Below are 18,051 nucleotides of genomic sequence, written 5' to 3'. Positions count from 1 at the left end.
TCAGTCAATGGCTCCAGGCAAGAGATTCAGGCTCTGCAAGCCCAGTGGACTGGGAGTGCATGGGCAAGATACAGGCTGTCTTGAGCATGTGCAGTGTGAGCTGATGCAAGTCACTGGCTTGACGCCAGCGCAGGCGCATAAGCACCGGTGCATCGCCCAGGTGGCGCTGCGAACACTGTAGCAGAGCATTCAGACGCTGTAAGCGTGTCTGAGCATTTTGCTGAGCCGTGAGCACGCTGCTTTGCTGGCGGCTCCAGTCGTATTTTTGCGGGCCTTCTGCGGCAAGCGGTGACTCTAGCGCGGCAATCGTGCACTCCGCGCCCGCAAACACGGAAAGGTGTTTGAGTTGGCGATAGCTGTCGATCAAATGATCGGCATCAGGCGGCACGACCAGCAGGGGTTGCAGGCCTTGGCCCTTGCCTTGAAACAGCGGCGTTAGCGCATCACTGCTGGCGTAGAGGATGACCGTGGTGTAGTCACGCACATAGGCTTGCAGCGTGCTCAATAAATCCATCCCCATTTCATCGGCCGTAAGCTTGAGCTGTTTGAGCCCTTGGCGTGCCGGCAAACTGGCAACTGAATGGTTATCGCTGAGCGACGAACGTAGCCCTGCTTGCGCCTGCCACGCGTGCTGCACCAGCAGTTGTGCAAGACCGGGCTGGTGCAGAGATTCGGTCTGACTGCCATCGAGCAGCAGCACTTTTTGGCCCAAGCGCTGTAACTGAGCGCATAGCGGCCAAAGCACCGCCTGCTCTGCCGCCGCACCCGATGCACTGTGCAGCACAGCCAGCACGCGCAGACCTGAGGTGCTGGTATCACTGACATGCAAAGCCATGCCTTGATGCAGGGGTGAGCGTTGCTCAAGCATAGGCGGCCTCTGCACCATGAGCCGATGCGGGGGTGAAGAAAAAGTCCATATCCAGCGACTGCGGATCAAACGCAGTCTTGGTCGCCGAGCGCATGGAAGCCGACACCAGCAACTGGGCGTTGGCACGTTCAAAATCTTCTGGTACGCGCTGGCCGTTGGTTACGCCGCGCAACTGCATTTGGTGGCGAATCAGGGTGTCGACCGAGGGGCCGACCTTAACCGCTTCATCCACCTTGGTGAGGATGGCTTGATGGGAGCCACGGGCCTTGAAGGCCTGCATGACATCGTCTTGCGCATCGCCTTGGGCCGAGGCATTGATGGCCAGCAACTGCTGCACGCCCGCAATGTCCAGCACATCCATGATTTCGTCTTTACGCGGGTCACGTGGGGCGACGCCGGTGGTGTCGATCAGCACCATTTTTTTGTTTTGCAGCAGACCCAGCAAGTCTTTGAGTGCTGCCTTGTCATGGGCTTGATGGGCCACCATGCCCAGCATGCGCGCATAGGTGCGCAGCTGGTCATGGCCACCGATGCGGTAGGTGTCCAGGGTAATCAAGCCCACCGATGATGCGCCATGCTTGGCGGCGCACAGCGCGGCTAACTTTGCGGTGGTGGTGGTCTTGCCCACACCTGTTGCGCCCACTAAAGCGAATACGCCGCCTTGGTCGTGAATGGCGGGCTGCGCGGCATCGGTGCGCAAATTGCGCTCCAGCACCTGCATAAGCCAGCGCACCGCATCAGCTGCCGACAAAGATGCAGGCAGGCGCTCAATCAAGGTGCGCGAAAGTACAGGCGAATAGCCAGCGCGGATGAGCTTGTGCATCAGGCTGGACTGAATCGGGTTTTGGCGCGTTTGACCCAGCCAAGTCAGCGTGTTGAAGCGCTCTTCAATCAAGTCTTTCATGGACTGCATCTCAGCCATGAAATTTTGAGGTGCGGCTGCGGATGCCATTGCTGGCTTGGCGCTTTGGGGCGTGGTCACGCTTTGCGGGGTCTGAATCAGCTCAGGGCGCAACGGGTTGTGCCGCGCCACACCTGCGTTAGCAGGTGCAGCCTTGGCGGCCATCGCTGGGCGATCGTCGTTACGGGCTTGCACGCGCTGGGCAAACGAAGGGAGTGCCTCGCTGTGATCTAGCGACGACTCATGGCGGCGGCGCAGCATGCGTTCACGCACATAGTCCTGAAAGGTCAGCGTGCTCATGGACAGCTGCTCTACATCGTCTTGCACTGAATGCTGGGCCAGCTCATTGATGGGCTTGATGGACTTGACTGACGCGGCCAAGCTGTCGGCTTGGCTTTGCATTTTTGCTTCGCGAGCCTGCTCCTCTTTGGCACTCTGGCGGGCCAGCACATGGTCTAGCGTGCTCATGCCTTCGCCGCGTGCTTGATCACGCACTTCAACGCGCTTGGGCGCAGCCTGCGTAGCTTGCATAGGACTCTCTTTGCGCAAACCCATGCTTTCATCGGCCAAGCGGCGCTCCAGCGCTTGCTCCAAGGATGAGCTGGTCTGTATACCGGCATCGAGGTCCTTGAGCGTTTCTTCGGCTGTGGCCATGACTTCCACCCCATCAGGCGTTTGACGGTTGGACAAAATCAGGGTGCTGTCGCCAAAGATCATGCGCGCCTTGGCCAGTGCCTCACGGGCGGTCGGGGCGTAAAAGCGTTTGATATTCATGCGGATGCACCTTTAAGAATCGGGCCGATGCGGATGGTGTGCGTCTCAGGGATTTCGCTGTGCGCGAGCACCTGCAAACGCGGCGCCACACGGCGCAGCAGCTTGGAAAGAGAGTTGCGAATCACGTCCGGCACCAGCAGGCAAGCGGGCAGGCCCAGCTCTTCCTGTTGATTGACGACGTCGACCGCTTTTTGTGTGAGGATTTCCGCCACGCCGGGGTCCAGCGATGGGGCATTCGGGTTCGATAGTGCTTGCACCAGCAGACGTTCCAACCCCGGCTCAATGGCAATCACATTAAGCTCTCGGGTGGGGCCATAAATCTGCTGAACGATGGCAGGCGACAGTGCAATGCGCACGCGCCGGGCCAGCTCAATGGGGTCAGTGGTCTGCGTGGCGTTCTCGGCCAGCGTCTCGATGATGGTGCGGATATCACGAATGTGCACAGAGTCTTCCAGCAGCAGCTGGAGCACTTTCTGGAACGTTGTGATGGGCACCATTTTCGGGATGACTTCTTCAATGAGTTTGGGAGCCAGCTTGGCCACGTGGTCCACTAGCTGCTGCGTCTCCGTACGAGACAGCAGCTTGGCCGCGTGCACTTGCATCAAGTGTGACAAATGCGTGGCCATCACGGTTTCCGAATCAACGACGGTAAAACCAGCCATTTGTGCCGCTTCCTTTTGCCGCTCGTCAATCCAGTGAGCGGGCAGGCCGAAAGCTGGGTCGGTCGTAGCAGTGCCAATCAGCGGCGTGGTGATGCCGCCGGGGTTGATGGCCAAGAACATGCCGGGGAAGGCCTCACCCTCACCCACCATCACGCCGCGAAGCGTCATGCGGTAAGCACTGGGCTTGAGTTCGAGGTTGTCGCGCACATGCACAGCAGGGGGCAAAAAGCCGACCTCTTGTGCGAACTTGCGGCGCACGCCCTTGATGCGGGTGAGCAAATCACCCTGACGACTTTTATCGACCAGCGCAATCAGGCGGTAGCCCAGCTCCAGCCCCAGCAAGTCCACGGGCTGCAAATCGTCCCAAGTGGCTTCGCCATCACTTTGCACCTGCTGCTGCGGCGCAGGGGTGCTGCTTTTAGCGGCGATGCGGGCTTTTTCTTTTTTATCCAACTTCCAAGCACCCCAACCAAGCAGGGCCGCCATAAGCAAAAACACCGTGTGCGGCATGCCGGGAATCAGGCCCAGCATGAGCATCACGCCGGCCGTAATGCCCAGCACCTTAGGCGACATAAACAGCTGCTGCACGATCTGGCGACCCATATCAGCATCTTTGCCCACGCGCGAAATCACCATGGCCGATGCCACTGAGATCAACAGACCCGGAATCTGCGCCACCAGCGCATCACCCACGGCCAGCAAAATATAGCTATCTGCCGCCTGGCTGGCTGACAGGTCGTGCTGCACCATGCCGATGATCAGACCGCCAATGACGTTAATCACCAAAATCAAAATACCGGCAATCGCATCGCCACGAACAAACTTGCTGGCACCGTCCATTGAGCCGAAGAAGTTCGCCTCTTCACCCACCTCAGCGCGGCGACGCTTGGCTTCTTTTTCGTCGATCAGGCCGGCGTTCAAGTCCGCATCTACGGCCATCTGCTTGCCCGGCATCGCATCCAACGTAAAGCGGGCCGAGACTTCGGCGATACGTTCGGCGCCCTTGGTAATTACCACAAAGTTGATGACCACCAAAATGCTGAACACGATCAGACCCACGGCAAAGTTGCCGCCAATCAGAAAGTGACCAAAGGCCTCAATCACCGCGCCCGCAGCGCCGGGGCCGGTGTGGCCTTCCATCAACACCACGCGAGTCGATGCCACGTTCAGCGACAAACGCATCAGCGTTGTCAGCAGCAGCACCGAGGGGAAGGCCGCAAAGTCCAGCGGCTTAATCATGTAAGCCGCCACCATCATCACCATCAGCGCAATGGCGATGTTGAGGGTGAAGAAGGTGTCCAGCAACCAAGGCGGAACCGGCAGCACCATCAGGCCCAAAATGGCCACGATCAAAAGCGGAGTCGTCAGCCCTTGCAAAGCAGCCGCATCAATGCCTGACCACTTCTGAAAATTTTGCACAGGATTGGACTTCATCACACATTACCTTTTTGCGCTGCAACAGTGCTGACGACTGCCTCAGTGTTCGCGTCATTGTTCGCACCCGCTGATTGCTCAGACACAGCATCGAGTGCTGCTTCGGCCTGAGTTCGACCGCGCTGCGGGTCTAGTTCCACAGGCACCGGCGGCTCGCCCATCTCTTCGGGCATAGGACCTTGGCCGCTGAGCGCCGCTTTGAGGCGATACACATAGGCCAGCACCTGCGCCACGGCCGTGTATAGGCCTGAGGGAATGGCCTGATCGAGATCGGCATGGGCGTAGAGCGCACGCGCCAGCATGGGTGACTCCAGCACCGGAATCTTGTGCATACCGGCCACTTCCCGAATCTTGAGAGCGACCAAGTCTGTGCCCTTGGCAATGACCTGCGGTGCCGCCATCGTTGCCTCGTCATATCGCAGCGCCACGGCGTAATGCGTGGGGTTGGTCACCACAAAGTCGGCACGCGGCACGGCGGAGACGCTCGCACGGTCAGCAATTTCGCGCTGCTTTTGGCGCAGCTTGCCTTTGAGTTGGGGGTTGCCGTCAGATTCTTTGTGCTCTTGCTTGACTTCCTCATGGCTCATCTTCAGGCGCGACTTGAACAAAAACGCCTGCAGCGGCACGTCAATCACGGCCACCATCAGCACCACCACCAAGAGCAGCGTGACGCCGGTGCTCAGCCACGCGCCCACCATAGACAAAGCCATGGCCGAGGGCTGGGCCGCCACCGAAGCAATCTCGGCAATGTGGGCGCTCATGTATTTCCAAGCGACAAAGCTCAGAATAATGGTCATCAGCACCATCTTGACCACCGTGGTCAGCTGCTGCTTAGAAAACAGATTTTTCAAACCCGACAAAGGGCTGAGCTTGCCGAAATTGGGCTGAATTGGCTTAAAGCTAAAAATCCAGCCCCCCGCTGCCACGCCCGAGAGCACCGAAGCTCCCGTCGTCACCAGCGCAAAAATGACGGCCACACCCAAGCCCAATACCAGCATGGGCTGCAGGCGCTCGAGCATCATGGCCGGCGTTTTGGCCGCTGCTGCGTTAAAGATCAGTTGCTGGGCCATCGCTTCACGCATGTGATGGATCAGCGGCTGCGTGCCCATCAGCACCAGCACAGCACCGGCGCCCAAAATCGCCAAGTGCGAAAGATCGCGAGAGCGCGCACCCTGACCGTCTGCTCGCGTTTTTTGCAGTTTTCGCTCGGTAGCAGGTAGATCTTTGTCTTGGGATTCGGACATGGCGCACACACGGATGGGATAGCTAGATTGTCCGAATCTAGCGCCCGTGCAATACGCGGATAAGCGGCAGTCAAGCCCTGTTTATGCGCGACTAGAGATTGTTGAGGCTTGTTTGAAGGCCGCGTTGCAATGACAAAGGCGAGGAGACAGTTCTACCTTCTTCGCGACTGTGAGCGAGTCTCCACAGACCTAGGCCAAGATAAGTCCAACCAAGCCAACTCATCAAATTTGATAGCTGTCTGTCTTTAGATCTAAACGGCTAGAGCCTGTTTTTATTCAAGCCCTTCGCGTTTTTAGCACTGTCTCAGGCTTGGGCTTGCAGCTGGGGCATACCCAGCTTGAGCGAGCTGAGCATACGCAGCAGCATGCGGTTGAGCTCTTCGGCCTCCCAGCCTTCTTGCGCACGCAGCTTACGGATAGGCTCAGCTTCGCGACTCTCCAGCGCCTGACTCATTTGCAGCACCGCGGCATAAGGGCCTGTGCGACTGACGATGGCGTCAAAGATGCGCTCACTCAGCGGCGTGCGGCGCAAAATGTTCGCCACCGGCTCGTGCAGCAGCAAATCTAACTGCGAGAAAAGGCTGCACAAATACATCTCGCGCTGCAAGTCCAGACTCACGCCCGCTTCAATCAGCTCCTCAGCCAGCTTGGCGCGCAGCACGACTTGGGTGCGCAGCGGCACCATGTCTTGCTCTACGCAAGCATGGGGCAACTGATCCGCCAGCCAGCGCTCCAGCGTGCCCAGCCCCAACATGACCAGACCACGGCGCAGCGAATCCACACCGCGGCGCAGGCCCAAGGCGGCCGAATTGGTGTAGAGCAAAAAGCGATAGGCCAGCACCGGGTCTGAGCCCAGGATCTCTTCCATCGCATCCAGCGACTGCTCTTTGTCAATGGCCTTCATCAGCCTGAACAGCGCATCGCGCGAAGGCTGAGGCTGCTGCAAGCGGTAAGCCTGCATGGTGTCTGCCACCGGCCAGCCCGCAATGGCCGCGCCTTCATAGGTATCAAGGCAGGCTTGGGTCAACTCAAGGCTGTGCAAGCCTTCGTACATCTGGCCATTGAGCAAATTCAACGTCGGTGCGGCCAAAGGCTTGATGGCTTGCGGCTTGTCGGCGGCTTTAAGAAACGAAGCTTCCTTAAGGGCAGCGGCTCGCACGCTATTGCGAATGCCGCTTGCGCCTTCAGGGGGCAAGTTCAGCAAGCTGCTGGCAAAGCCACGAGCGGCATCGGCTTCTGGCACATCCGCCAAGTTACCACCCCAGACCAGCATCAGCCCACGGGCCTTGGCCTTTTGTACTAACTGGTCAATCGCATCATCCTGCTGCAGCCAGTCACCACGCACCTCAATCCAAGGGCTGCCTTGCGGGGCGTGCTCGAGCAAATTGCACAGCACCTGACGGGACTGCGGCGAGATCAAAAGCGGCGCTGCCTGTCGGCTCCACACCTCATCCACGCTGCGCAAAAAATGCGCCATGTCGGTTGACGTGCCGGGGTCTTCATGGACGTAAAGCTGAATGCCCGCCAAACGGCGCGTGCGGCCCCAAAGCGGCCTGTAGCCAAAAGTCAAAGAACTGAGTGCAGACTGAACCATGAAAGGCGTGGACTGGTGACATACAAACCATCAAGACGGGCAAAGCCCGCCGCGATCAGCCGATGTAGTTGAAAAGAGAGAGCTTTTGCATCTGCGCATAAGACTGCAAGGCCGCTTGCAGGCCGACCTTTTGTGTCTCCACTTCGGACAGCGCTTTGATCATATCGATATCTTCAGCACGTGAGCGGGCACCCTCTTGCGTTAAAGCGCGATCTTGCATGTCAGATTCAAGGCGATCCGCACGATTGAGCTGATCGCCCGCATAGCTGCGCATCGCTTGCACACGGTTCATGCCCGCATCTATCTCACTCATGGCACGCCCCAAGCCCTGCTGCAGCGCAGTGGCGCCCGTCGTGCCGCTTTTAACGGTGCTGATCGCCTGATCGAGCACGGTAAAGAGATCGGTGCGCGAACTCGGCGTCATGGTGAAGCTGTCGCCATCTGCAGGGTTGCCTTTGATACTGATTTGCTGGCCATTAAGGCTAATCGCTTGGCCGTCTACATACGGCGTAGCGGCCACCACAGGGTTGGTGGCTGCTGCATCGCTGGAGTTAATGATGTAGGTGACATCACCGGTGACCGCATCTTTGCTAAAGGCAAGCGTGTAGGTAGCGCCTGTGACCGCGCTGGGGTCGGTGACTGAACCCACATCCGCCCACGCTTTGCCAGAGTTGGATACGCCGCTGCCCACTTCAAAAACGCCGTTGCCGGTGGGCACGTTCAACCAGGCAGCATGGCCATCGAGCGAGACCGGCAGGCCGTTATCACCGCCCGTGTTTTGACCTGCGTTCAGCGAGTTTTGCACACCCGGTGGAACGCTTTGCAAAGGGTTTTCAGAGCTGCCCAAGCCCCGAAAGATAGGCAGGCCATTGGAGTCCTTGGCATTGGCGTAGCCCAAAATCTGCTCACGCAGACTTTCCATCTGCTGCGCCAGCGCACCTCGTGCGACCAGGTCATAAGAGCCGTTGCCTGCCTGAATCAGCAGATCACGAAAATCCTGCAAAGCACCATGGGCCTTGCCCAACTCGGACTCGCCCTGTGCAATCACGTCGCGCTGCCCACCCAGCACACGCTGATCGCTTTCAGAGCGGCTAATGCGCGTACGCGCTCGCTCTGCCTGCGCAGCAGCCACCGGGTCATCACTGGCGCGCAGCACACGCTTGCCTGCCGTCGTCTTTTCCATCAAATCCACCAGACTGCTCTGACGCGAGCCCAGGTTGGTGATGGTACTTTCATACATATTGGCCGTGCCAATGCGGTTGATGCTCATCGCTTTTCTCCAGCAGTCACGGGTTAACGGCCAACGGCCTGAATCACGCTGTCAAAAATGGCTTGCGCCACTTGCAGCATCTTGGCTGAGGCCTGATAGGCCTGCTGGTACTGCAGCAGCTTGGCCGCTTCTTCATCGAGGTTGACGCCCGAAACCGCCGTGCGTTGGCCTTCTAAATTTTGTGAAATGGTGTCCGACAACTTGGCCGCATAGGCAGCGCTTTGCGTGCGTGTCCCAATCTGCGCCATGGCAGTCGAGAAGCCATCGCTGAGCGTGGTTGTGCCATCAAAAATCACGGCATCGCGCAAACTCAGAAATGAGCTGGCGTTTCCTGTATCCGAGCCATAAAAGGCATTGGGTGCAAAGCTCACGCTGTCACTAGTGGCGCCATCAATCGCTGGCGTGCCGCTGAGAGTCACCATGAGGCCTTTAGCCAGCTCAATCGCTTGACCTGAGATAAAGACGCCTGTGGCGGCAACCCCTGAAGCCACTGCAGGAGCCGGCGTAATGGAGTAAATCACCTCACCACCCGCGCCGTTGGCAAAGGACAGGCTGGTACCTGCAGGCAAAGCACCCGCAAAGCCTTGGCTGACCGTCAGGCTAGACAGGCGCAAAGCCGCATCGCCCAGTGAATTAATCTTGGCCGACACGGGGTTGGCTGCCGCCAAATCTCCGCCCGTATGCACCAGCGACTCAATATCATGCGCAGCCGATGCCACCGGTTTAAACAACACAGTCTGGCCGGCCAGGCCTTCGACTTTGAGATCGAACTCCAAGCCATCAATACTCTGGCCTTGAAGCTGGGCCAAATTATCGAACGGCGTGACTTTTCCATCCGACATGCGAACCACCTGCCCCTTGGGTGCATCGGCTGCAAAAATGATTTTGTAATCAGACGCCTTCAGCTGACTGGAGTCCGTCACCGTCACGGTTGGCGTATCCGGCTGAATCCACTGGGCGCCAGTGGTGGAGCCGAACGTCTGCATCGGCACCTTGAACAAGTCACGACCGGCCTGACCGGACAAGGTTAAGCCCAGTTTGTTTTGCGTATTGAGCTGATCGCCAATGGCAATGGCCATGCGGCCCAGCAGGTTGCGACCCTCGGCCAGATCGCTGTTTTGAAACTGCAGCAAACCCGCAATTTCACCACCGCCAGCCATGGATGCAGACAACTCAATGGGCTTGCCGCCTTGCTGTTGAAAGTACAGACTCATCTTGCCGCTGCCGGGGTATTCGGTTGACTCCTGCAAGCTGAGCTTGCCGGCATCCACACCCAAAACCAGCGCTTGGCTACCCCCCACAAACAGGCTCACAGAGCCGTCGTCTGCAGCAACCTGTGAGGTCTGCACGTATTTATTGATGTCGCGCACCACCTGATCGCGCTGGTCGAGCAAGTCGTTGGGTGAATGCCCCGTGGCCAGAGCGCGACTGATCTGACCGTTCAGTGCGGCGACCTGCTCAGACAGGCTGTTGACCACCTTCACGTCATTCATCATCTGCTGGCGCGTGCTGTAGTCCATCTCGTCGAGCTGAGCCGAGGCCGAGCGAAAACGCGCAGCCAACTCGCTCATGCGGGTGAGCACGACCTGACGCGCCGATGAGTCGGTGGGAGCGCTGCTCACATCCGCAAACGCATTCATCATGTCGCTCACAGCAGCGCCCAAGCCGTTGCTGCCGCCCGAGAAAACTTCTTGCAACTGGTTAAGCGACTGCGAGCGCGCAGTATCCGCAGCACCCGCAGCCTTGGCGGCGGTGGCTTGGCGGTTCAGTAACTCGCTAAAGTTGCGCGTCACGGTGGCGATATCAGCACCATTGCCGATATAGCCATTGCCCATGTTTTGCCCCCCCGATGACTGAAATGCCACCGTCTGGCGCGAATAACCCGCCGTGTTGACGTTGGCAATGTTGTGCCCTGTGGTCTGCAGGGCAAGCTGGTTGGCCATCAGGGCGCGTGCGCCCACGTTCAAAAGACTCATGACTGGTTCTCGTTGTTCTTGTTGATCTGAGCAGCGCGATGAGCGCTGATGCCGCTTGCACTGCTTGCTCCACCTGTACTCCGACTGGCAAGCTGGCCTGCGCTGTTGGCATTGCTATTGCCTGCCGCAACCTGGAGCTGCTGCACGCTTTGAATCGCACGGCTGAGCTTTTGCGCATAGGCCGGGTCCGTGGCATAGCCTGCTTTTTGCAACTCACTGGCATAGTCCTGCGCAGAGCCTGTCTTGGCCATGGCTTTTTCGTAGCGCGGGTTGCTGCCAATCAGGCGCGCATAGTCACGAAATGACTCTTCAAACGAGTCATAGGCGCGGAATTTGGCGGTGATCTTTTTGGGCGCACCGTTGATGTATTCGGTGGTGGTCACTTCCGCCACCTTGCCCTTCCAGCTACCTCCGGCTTTGATGCCAAACAGGTTAAAAGAGTTGCTGCCGTCCTTGTTGCGGATTTCGCTCTTGCCCCAACCGGTTTCATGCCCGGCCTGACCCACCATGTAGTGAGCAGGAATACCGCTTTCACTGGCAATGCGCTGCGCGGCGCTGGTGTGCGCCGCCACAAAGTTGTCGCGCCCCTTGGGGGCTGGGGCGTAGGCATTGACGGATTGAGCCGCCTGCGCGGGACTGCCACTCCATGCGCCATGACTGCCCACATTGCGCCATGCACTGCGGCTCATGCTCAGGGTGGAAGGCACGGCAATTTCTGCATCATCTGCGGCCTCAACACCCATGGTGCGCGCCAGTTGTTTGTTGATGGCATCCGTCAGGCCGCCGGGCTGGCCGGCCATGGCGACAGACAGCTGCTGATCGAGCAAATCGGTGCTTAAGTTGCCCTGCGCGCTATCGAGCAGGCCGGACTTCATGGTCGCCTCGCGCATGCTCTTAATCATCTCGCGCATAAACAGCGATTCGAGCTGTTTGGCCGTCTCTCGAATGGCCTGCGGGCTGTTCTCGCCTGCTGCAGTTTTAAGAGCGCTGAGTGACTTGGTATCAACGGCCAGCGCGTTGTTTGTCACCAATGTTGAAGATTGCGATAAAGACATGCTCATATCACCTCCAGCTCTGCATCCATAGCGCCTGCCGCCTTGATGGCCTGCAAAATCGCCAGCAAATCCTGGGGCGTCGCGCCCAGAGAATTCAGCGCCCGCACCACGTCCGTCAGCTGGGGCGAGTTGGGCATGTTGATGACCTTGCCAGCCTCTTGTTTGACCTGAATATCAGATTTCTGCGCCACCACGGTTTGGCCTTGAGAGAACGGTGCTGGCTGGCTGATGACCGGCGTAGTGCTGATGGTGATGGACAGATTGCCGTGCGCAATCGCGCAAGGCCCCAAGGTCACCGCCTGATTGAGCACGATGGAACCCGTGCGCGCATTGATGACCACCTTGGCCGCGGGCTTGGAGGTCTCAATCGGCATCTCTTGAATCTCGGCAATCATGCGCACGCGCGAGCCGGGGTCTGCCGGGGCATTGACCTGCACAGTGCGTCCATCCAACGCCATCGCTGTGCCAGCGCCCATGCGCTGGTTGATGGCGCGAACCACTTTGTCGGCCGTCTGAAAATCAGTTTGATTGAGCCCCAGCGTGATGCTGTTGCCTTCATTGATGGGGCTGGGCACTGCGCGCTCGACCTGCGCACCTCTTGGCACGCGCCCTGCGCTCAGGTGATTGACCTGAACCTTGGAGCCACCTGCTGCCGCCCCTGCACCGGCAATCACCACATTGCCTTGGGCCAGTGCGTAAATTTCGCCATCTGCACCTCGCAGCGGTGTGGCAACCAGGGTGCCACCCTTGAGCGACTTGGCGTTGCCCATGGACGAGACATTGATGTCAATCGACTGCCCCGGCTGTGCAAACGCGGGCAGCTCGCCGGTGATGATGACCGCAGCAACGTTCTTGAGCTGCAACTGCGCCGCGTTACCTGTGGCGGGCAGCGAGATGCCCATTTGTTCGAGATAGTTCGCCAGCGCCTGCTTGGTATAGGGCATTTGCGTGGTCTGATCGCCCGTGCCATCCAGCCCTACGACAAGGCCATAGCCCGTTAACTGGTTGCTGCGCACCCCTTGAATGGCCGCAACTTCCTTGATGCGTGTGGCATTTGCAGGCAGCGTGAGCCCGCAGGCGCCAAAGGCTGCGACCACCATCAAGGTGGCACGTGCCGAGCGCAGTGACAGAAGCGTGGACAGTACTTTCATACCGTCCATTCTCGGAAGAATCAGAACGGCATAACGTTCAAAAAGAACCGTGACAACCAGCCAATTGACTGGGCTTCACCCGCTTGACCCAGGCTGCGCGATTCAACGCGCAAATTAGCCACCTGCGTGGACGCGATGGTGCTGCCCGGGCGCAGTGAACGCGGATCCACGGTGCCCGTAAAGCGAAGCACATCGACGTTGTGATTGACGCCGATTTGCTTTTCACCCGCAATCACCAAATGGCCGTTGGGCAGCACATCGACCACCGTGGTCGCAATCGAGCCCGTAAAGAAGTTGCTGCTCGTCGTTGCGCCAGAGCCTTTGAAGTCGTTCTTATTTTCGACCCCCATGCTCAAGCTATCCGTCAGCGCCTTGCCAAGACTGCCCTTGATCAAAGGAAAGTTGCTGATGCCTGCATTCATGTCGTTAGATCGGCCCACTTTGGAGTCTGAGCTTTGACCGGCGGAAACTCGCTCGACGATATTTACCGTGACCGAGTCGCCCACCATGCGCGCGCGCTGGTCTTCAAACATGGGGCGGTAGCGACCAGAATTGAACAAGCTGCCCGTGGCAGGAGCCTGCTGCGCCGTAGGTCGAGGCTGCAAAACAGGGGGCGCGGTGGAGGGCATATCCACGGGCGGTGGCGGATTGAGCGACACGCAGCCTGTCACCAGCAGCGCTGCGGCAAGCGTACAGACTGAGGAGCTGTGGGAAACAATGGCTTTGAACATGGCTGCATTCCTTTGCAGGCATTGCTGTAAGCGAGCTGCCTGCGACGCGCCGCAAGGCACGCTATCTAAAACAGAGCTTGTAGTCTTTGTTTTTCTTTGATTTCAACAATATTTAATATTGAAACCATTGAATTACCGAGACTTATAGCTCGTCATTTCATAGTAAAAAATCAGAGCTGCGCCAGCTTGGCCAGCATCTGGTCAGAAGTCTGAATGGCCTTGGAATTCATCTCGTAGGCACGCTGTGTCTGGATCATGGTCACCAGCTCCTGCACCACGTTCACATTCGATGCTTCCAGATAGCCCTGCTGAATCGTGCCCAAACCGTTGGTGCCGGGCGTGCCCTGCTGGGGCTGGCCCGAGGCAGCGGTTTCCACATACAGGTTCTGGCCACGCGGCTCCAAACCGGCAGCGTTAATGAACTGACTCATCGCAATATTGCCCACTTGCTGGGGCGCGGCCTGACCCGCCATCGTGGCGCTGACCACACCATCATGGCTGATGGAAATCTTGGTTGCGCCTTGCGGAATCGTGATGCCATTGGCCACTGGCAAGCCGCTAGAGGTCACCAGTTGACCCTGTGCATCGACCTGAAACGAGCCGTCGCGGGTATAGGCAATGGTGCCGTCGGGCATATTCACTTCAAAGAAGCCATTGCCGTTAATGGCCACATCCAGAGCATTGCTGGACTGCTGCAAGCTGCCTTGCAAGAAGTTGCGCGAGGTAGCCACGGTGCGCACACCCAAACCCAGATGCAAGCCCGTGGGCAGCTGGTTTTGCTCCGTCGTTTGCGAGCCGACTTGGCGCAGGTTTTGATAAATCAAATCCTCAAAAACCGCGTTAGCGCGCTTGTAGCCCGTGGTCGAGACGTTGGCCAAGTTGTGCGAGATCACGTCCAGCTGGGTTTGCTGGGCTTCCATGCCGGTCTTGGCAATGAACAGCGAATTAATCATTTTTTCGTTCCTTTCAGTGAACCCGAACTCAGCGGGCAACTCACACACCACAAGCCAGTGACACCGAGCAAGAGCCGCCTCGCGGCGAAGGTGTCGTCCCCTTGGGGAAGGCGCGCAGCGACTCAGGGGTTATCCGTTTCAGCCGTTCAGGCTGAGAAGTTGGCTTGCTGATTTGTCGTTGGTTTCAGCGGTTTGCAGCAACTTCATCTGCTGCTCGAACTGACGCGAGGCGGCGATCATGCCGACCATGGTTTCGACGGTGTTCACGTTCGATCCCTCAATCGAGCCCGACAGCAAACGCGCCGTTGCATCGCTGGGCAAAGCATCGCCCTGCGCTGCGCGAAAAAAGCCATCATCACCGCGCACCAGAGGCTCATCCACAGGCGGCGTAACCAGCTTGAGGCGCGCTACCGCCACCGGCATTTGGCTGCCACTTTTGGCCGTCAGCGTGCCGTCTGAACCCAGCGAAATCGAGGACTCTGGCGGAATATCAATCGGAGCACCACCATCGGACAACACAGCCTGACCATTGCTGTTGACCAACTGGCCCTGCGGCGAGACTTCAAAGATGCCGTTGCGGGTATAGGCTTCTTGGCCATCCATACCCTGCACCGCAAACCAAGCGCGGCCCATGGCCATGGCATCCATGGCGCGACCGGTGCGCTGGGCGGGGCCGGGCGTGTCTTGGTAACCCGACGTAGCCTCCAGCGCAAACACCCGCGTGCTTGCGCCACTGCCTTGCACCGGAACCGAGCGAAAGGTGGACATCTCGGCACGGAAACCATTGGTGCTGGCATTGGCCAAGTTGTGCGCGAGCACGGCTTGACGCTGCGCTGCCGCATTGGCCCCCGTCATCGAGGTGTAAATGATTTTGTCCATGCTGATTTCTCCCCCTGAGTCGCTTCGCGCCTTCCCCCTCTCTCGCTTCGCGGGAGGGGAACGACATCCTCGCTGCGGGGCGGCCCTTGCTTGATGTCTCTCGCTTGGACCACGCCCCTATTTCAGTGCAGTTGATTCGTTAAAGTTAAGCGCCTTAATCAGCGCAGATTGACTAAGGTCGAGAACACCTGATCCTGCGTCTTGATGGTCTGTGCGTTGGCCTGATAAGAGCGCTGAGCCGTCATCATGTTGACCAGCTCTGCAGTCAAATCGACGTTGGACTCTTCCAGAGAACCAGCCTGCAAAGAGCCAAAGGTCCCGGTCTGAGCAGAGCCATTGAGTGCAGGGCCGGAATCGGCGGTCTGCACCCATTTGTTATTACCAATCGAGCCAAGACCCTGTGTATTGGTAAAGGCGGCCAGAGCAATCTGTCCTTCGGTTCGCGTGACACCGTTGGAGTAAGCAGCAACGATAGAGCCATCGCGCCCCACATTGATGCCCGTCAGCGCGCCGGAGGTGTAGCCATCTTGCTTAAGACTGCTGACTGCAAACTTGGTGCCGAACTGGGTCAGGCCACCGAAGTCAAATGCCACATTAAACGGCGGCAAGCCATTAGGATTGGCTGTGCCGCCGTTAACGCTCAGATTCAGCGAAGTGCCGGCTCCAGGCGTGACACCCGTGAGTTTTCCGCTGGCATCGAACGTCGCCTGACCGATGGAGACTGCAGCCGTATCCAGCGAGTTGAAGATGTTCCAAGTATTACCCGTAGCATCTTTTTCAAAGTACAGATTCACGGGGATGGCAGTTCCCTGTGTGTCATATACATTGAGCGAAGTGCCGTAAGTGGCACGCGGCGTGGCTGCAATAGGCGGCGTCGCAGTCGCATCGCCTGCAGCCAGCGCCGCGCGTGAATCCAGATTCAGCTCCAAGCCCACGGTCAATGTCTGCTTGGCAGGAATAGGCTGACCCGTTGGAAAACTCAGTGACACGGGAGTGGCACCTGACTGAATTTTTCCGGTCTGTGGATCGACCATATAACCCATGACATTGTCGTTATCGACAGTCTTGAGGTTGCCCTCTTTGTCGAGGCCAAAGTTGCCCGCGCGGGTGTATGCCGTGCTGCCATCCGCCTGCTTGACCACAAAAAAGCCGTTGCCGTTGATGCCAATATCAAGGCTGTTGCCAGTGGAGGTCAGAGAGCCCTGACGGAACTGCTGGGACACCGCCGCCACATTCACGCCAATGCCGCTGCTCTGGCCGCTGGCCGAACCGATGGCGCTGGCCACCATTTCGGCAAAATCCGCACGCGAGGATTTAAAACCTGTGGTGTTGGAGTTGGCAATATTGTGGCCAATCACATCCAGGTTTTTGCTGGCTGCGTTCAGACCTGAGAGGCCTTGTTGGAAACCCATGGTTATTCTCCTGCGGGGCGGTTAATCAGTAAAAGATGGGGACGTCGACTTAGTAGACGGCCTTGACGCCCGTGTAGGCGATGGCTTTGCCGTTATCGAGCTCAAGCATCAAGCTGCCGCTGCCCGCGCTGGCTGCAATCACGGCATGTGGCGCCAGCGCTGTAGACGCCACGGCGGCAGCGCCATTGGCGGCCTGCACCGAATAGCGCAGCTGAGATTTGTCGCCGCTGTATTTAGCGGCACCATCCCAAGTGAAATAGTTGCGACCTGCAGTGCCAGAGGCGAGGTCGATGGTGTCCACCAGCTCGCCAGTGGCGGTGGTGATCTGAACCTTGACATTGGCGGCAGGGCCTTCCAGATCAAAGGCAGCGGTTTGCTTGCCATCCACAGCCGTACCCAAGGTATTGCCCTCGGTCAGCACGGTGCGGCCGATCATGGAGGTGCCCTGCAGCATCTGCATGGAGGTGAACTGGCCAGACATGGACTGCATGGTCTGGTTCAGTTGCTGAATCCCTGTCACCGTGTTGATCTGCGCCATTTGCGAGGTCATCTGAGCGTTGTCCATGGGATTCATGGGATCTTGGTTGTTGAGTTGCGCAACCAAGAGCTTGAGAAAGCGGTCCTGCGACTCATTGGCGTCCGTGACCGAGCTTTTGACGCTGCTCGCGGCGGATGCGGTGCTGCTGCCATCGACACTGTTTGTTCCGTAGATCATGGGTGCGTTCCTAGGCTTACTGGCCCATTTGCAAAGTCTTGAGCAGCAGCGACTTGGCCGTGTTCATGACTTCTACGTTGTTCTGATAAGAGCGCGAGGCCGAGATCATGTTGACCATCTCGTCTACAGCGCTCACGTTGGAATGGGTGACATAGCCTTCGCCATCCGCTAACGGGTGACTAGGGTCATGAATGCGGCGGCCTGGCGTGCTGTCTTCGCTAATCGCGTTGACCTTGACGCCCGCACTCGCATCGCCGCCCATGGGCACAGTCTGAAACACGACTTGGCGTGCTTTGTAGACGCTGCCATCAGGGCCGGCCACTGCATCGACGTTGGCCAGATTCGAGGCGACCACGTTCAGGCGCTGCGACTGGGCGCTGACGGCGCTGCCCGAGATATTGAAGATGGAAAACATCGACATGGTGAAGCTCC

Annotated in this window: 14 protein-coding genes and 1 pseudogene; all 15 read right to left on the bottom strand. The window is 58.4% G+C overall.

What is annotated here, in order from left to right:
- Positions 1–4 precede the first annotated feature (4 nt).
- Positions 5–868 carry a hypothetical protein gene (locus KUF54_RS13385; RefSeq protein ID WP_219343290.1) on the bottom strand — a complete coding sequence of 288 codons (864 nt, stop codon included), beginning with the start codon at positions 866–868 and terminating at the stop codon, positions 5–7.
- On the bottom strand, positions 861–2,543 hold the full coding sequence (gene flhF / locus KUF54_RS13380) for a flagellar biosynthesis protein FlhF (protein WP_219343289.1): 1,683 nt from the start codon (positions 2,541–2,543) through the stop codon (positions 861–863). The genes KUF54_RS13385 and flhF overlap by 8 nt, the downstream gene beginning before the upstream one ends.
- Positions 2,540–4,639 carry a flagellar biosynthesis protein FlhA gene (gene flhA / locus KUF54_RS13375; protein WP_219343288.1) on the bottom strand — a complete coding sequence of 700 codons (2,100 nt, stop codon included), beginning with the start codon at positions 4,637–4,639 and terminating at the stop codon, positions 2,540–2,542. The genes flhF and flhA overlap by 4 nt, the downstream gene beginning before the upstream one ends.
- Before the next feature lie 95 nt (positions 4,640–4,734).
- Positions 4,735–5,883: pseudogene (locus KUF54_RS13370) on the bottom strand (flagellar biosynthesis protein FlhB); the annotation flags it as partial.
- A 304-nt stretch (positions 5,884–6,187) separates the two neighbouring features.
- Positions 6,188–7,477 carry an HDOD domain-containing protein gene (locus tag KUF54_RS13365; RefSeq protein ID WP_219343286.1) on the bottom strand — a complete coding sequence of 430 codons (1,290 nt, stop codon included), beginning with the start codon at positions 7,475–7,477 and terminating at the stop codon, positions 6,188–6,190.
- Positions 7,478–7,532: 55 nt separating this feature from the next.
- Positions 7,533–8,747: a flagellar hook-associated protein FlgL gene (flgL, locus tag KUF54_RS13360; protein ID WP_219343285.1), complete on the bottom strand. Its 1,215-nt coding sequence runs from the start codon at positions 8,745–8,747 to the stop codon at positions 7,533–7,535.
- A gap of 23 nt (positions 8,748–8,770) precedes the next feature.
- Positions 8,771–10,723: a flagellar hook-associated protein FlgK gene (gene flgK / locus KUF54_RS13355; protein WP_219343284.1), complete on the bottom strand. Its 1,953-nt coding sequence runs from the start codon at positions 10,721–10,723 to the stop codon at positions 8,771–8,773.
- Positions 10,720–11,784, bottom strand: coding sequence for a flagellar assembly peptidoglycan hydrolase FlgJ (flgJ, locus tag KUF54_RS13350; RefSeq protein ID WP_219343283.1), 1,065 nt, complete (start codon positions 11,782–11,784; stop codon positions 10,720–10,722). Before flgJ ends, flgK begins: the two co-directional genes overlap by 4 nt.
- A complete protein-coding gene (locus KUF54_RS13345; RefSeq protein WP_304518280.1) occupies positions 11,781–12,929 on the bottom strand; it encodes a flagellar basal body P-ring protein FlgI in 1,149 nt (382 codons plus the stop codon). The genes flgJ and KUF54_RS13345 overlap by 4 nt, the downstream gene beginning before the upstream one ends.
- 20 nt (positions 12,930–12,949) lie before the next feature.
- A complete protein-coding gene (locus KUF54_RS13340) occupies positions 12,950–13,660 on the bottom strand; it encodes a flagellar basal body L-ring protein FlgH (protein WP_219343282.1) in 711 nt (236 codons plus the stop codon).
- A 170-nt stretch (positions 13,661–13,830) separates the two neighbouring features.
- Entirely contained in the window at positions 13,831–14,613 is a 783-nt protein-coding gene (gene flgG, locus KUF54_RS13335) for a flagellar basal-body rod protein FlgG (protein WP_219343281.1), read from the bottom strand.
- Between the two features lie 138 nt (positions 14,614–14,751).
- Positions 14,752–15,492, bottom strand: coding sequence for a flagellar basal body rod protein FlgF (locus KUF54_RS13330; RefSeq protein WP_219343280.1), 741 nt, complete (start codon positions 15,490–15,492; stop codon positions 14,752–14,754).
- Between the two features lie 158 nt (positions 15,493–15,650).
- On the bottom strand, positions 15,651–16,904 hold the full coding sequence (flgE, locus tag KUF54_RS13325) for a flagellar hook protein FlgE (protein ID WP_219343279.1): 1,254 nt from the start codon (positions 16,902–16,904) through the stop codon (positions 15,651–15,653).
- 49 nt (positions 16,905–16,953) lie between these two features.
- On the bottom strand, positions 16,954–17,619 hold the full coding sequence (locus tag KUF54_RS13320; RefSeq protein ID WP_219343278.1) for a flagellar hook assembly protein FlgD: 666 nt from the start codon (positions 17,617–17,619) through the stop codon (positions 16,954–16,956).
- Between the two features lie 16 nt (positions 17,620–17,635).
- Positions 17,636–18,040 carry a flagellar basal body rod protein FlgC gene (flgC, locus tag KUF54_RS13315; protein ID WP_219343277.1) on the bottom strand — a complete coding sequence of 135 codons (405 nt, stop codon included), beginning with the start codon at positions 18,038–18,040 and terminating at the stop codon, positions 17,636–17,638.
- Positions 18,041–18,051 lie beyond the last annotated feature (11 nt).

The sequence above is a fragment of the Comamonas sp. Y33R10-2 genome, assembly GCF_019355935.1.
Lineage (GTDB): Bacteria > Pseudomonadota > Gammaproteobacteria > Burkholderiales > Burkholderiaceae_C > Comamonas.
The sequence above is the reverse complement of the archived record's forward strand: the minus strand, read 5'-3'. Positions and strand labels throughout refer to the sequence as shown.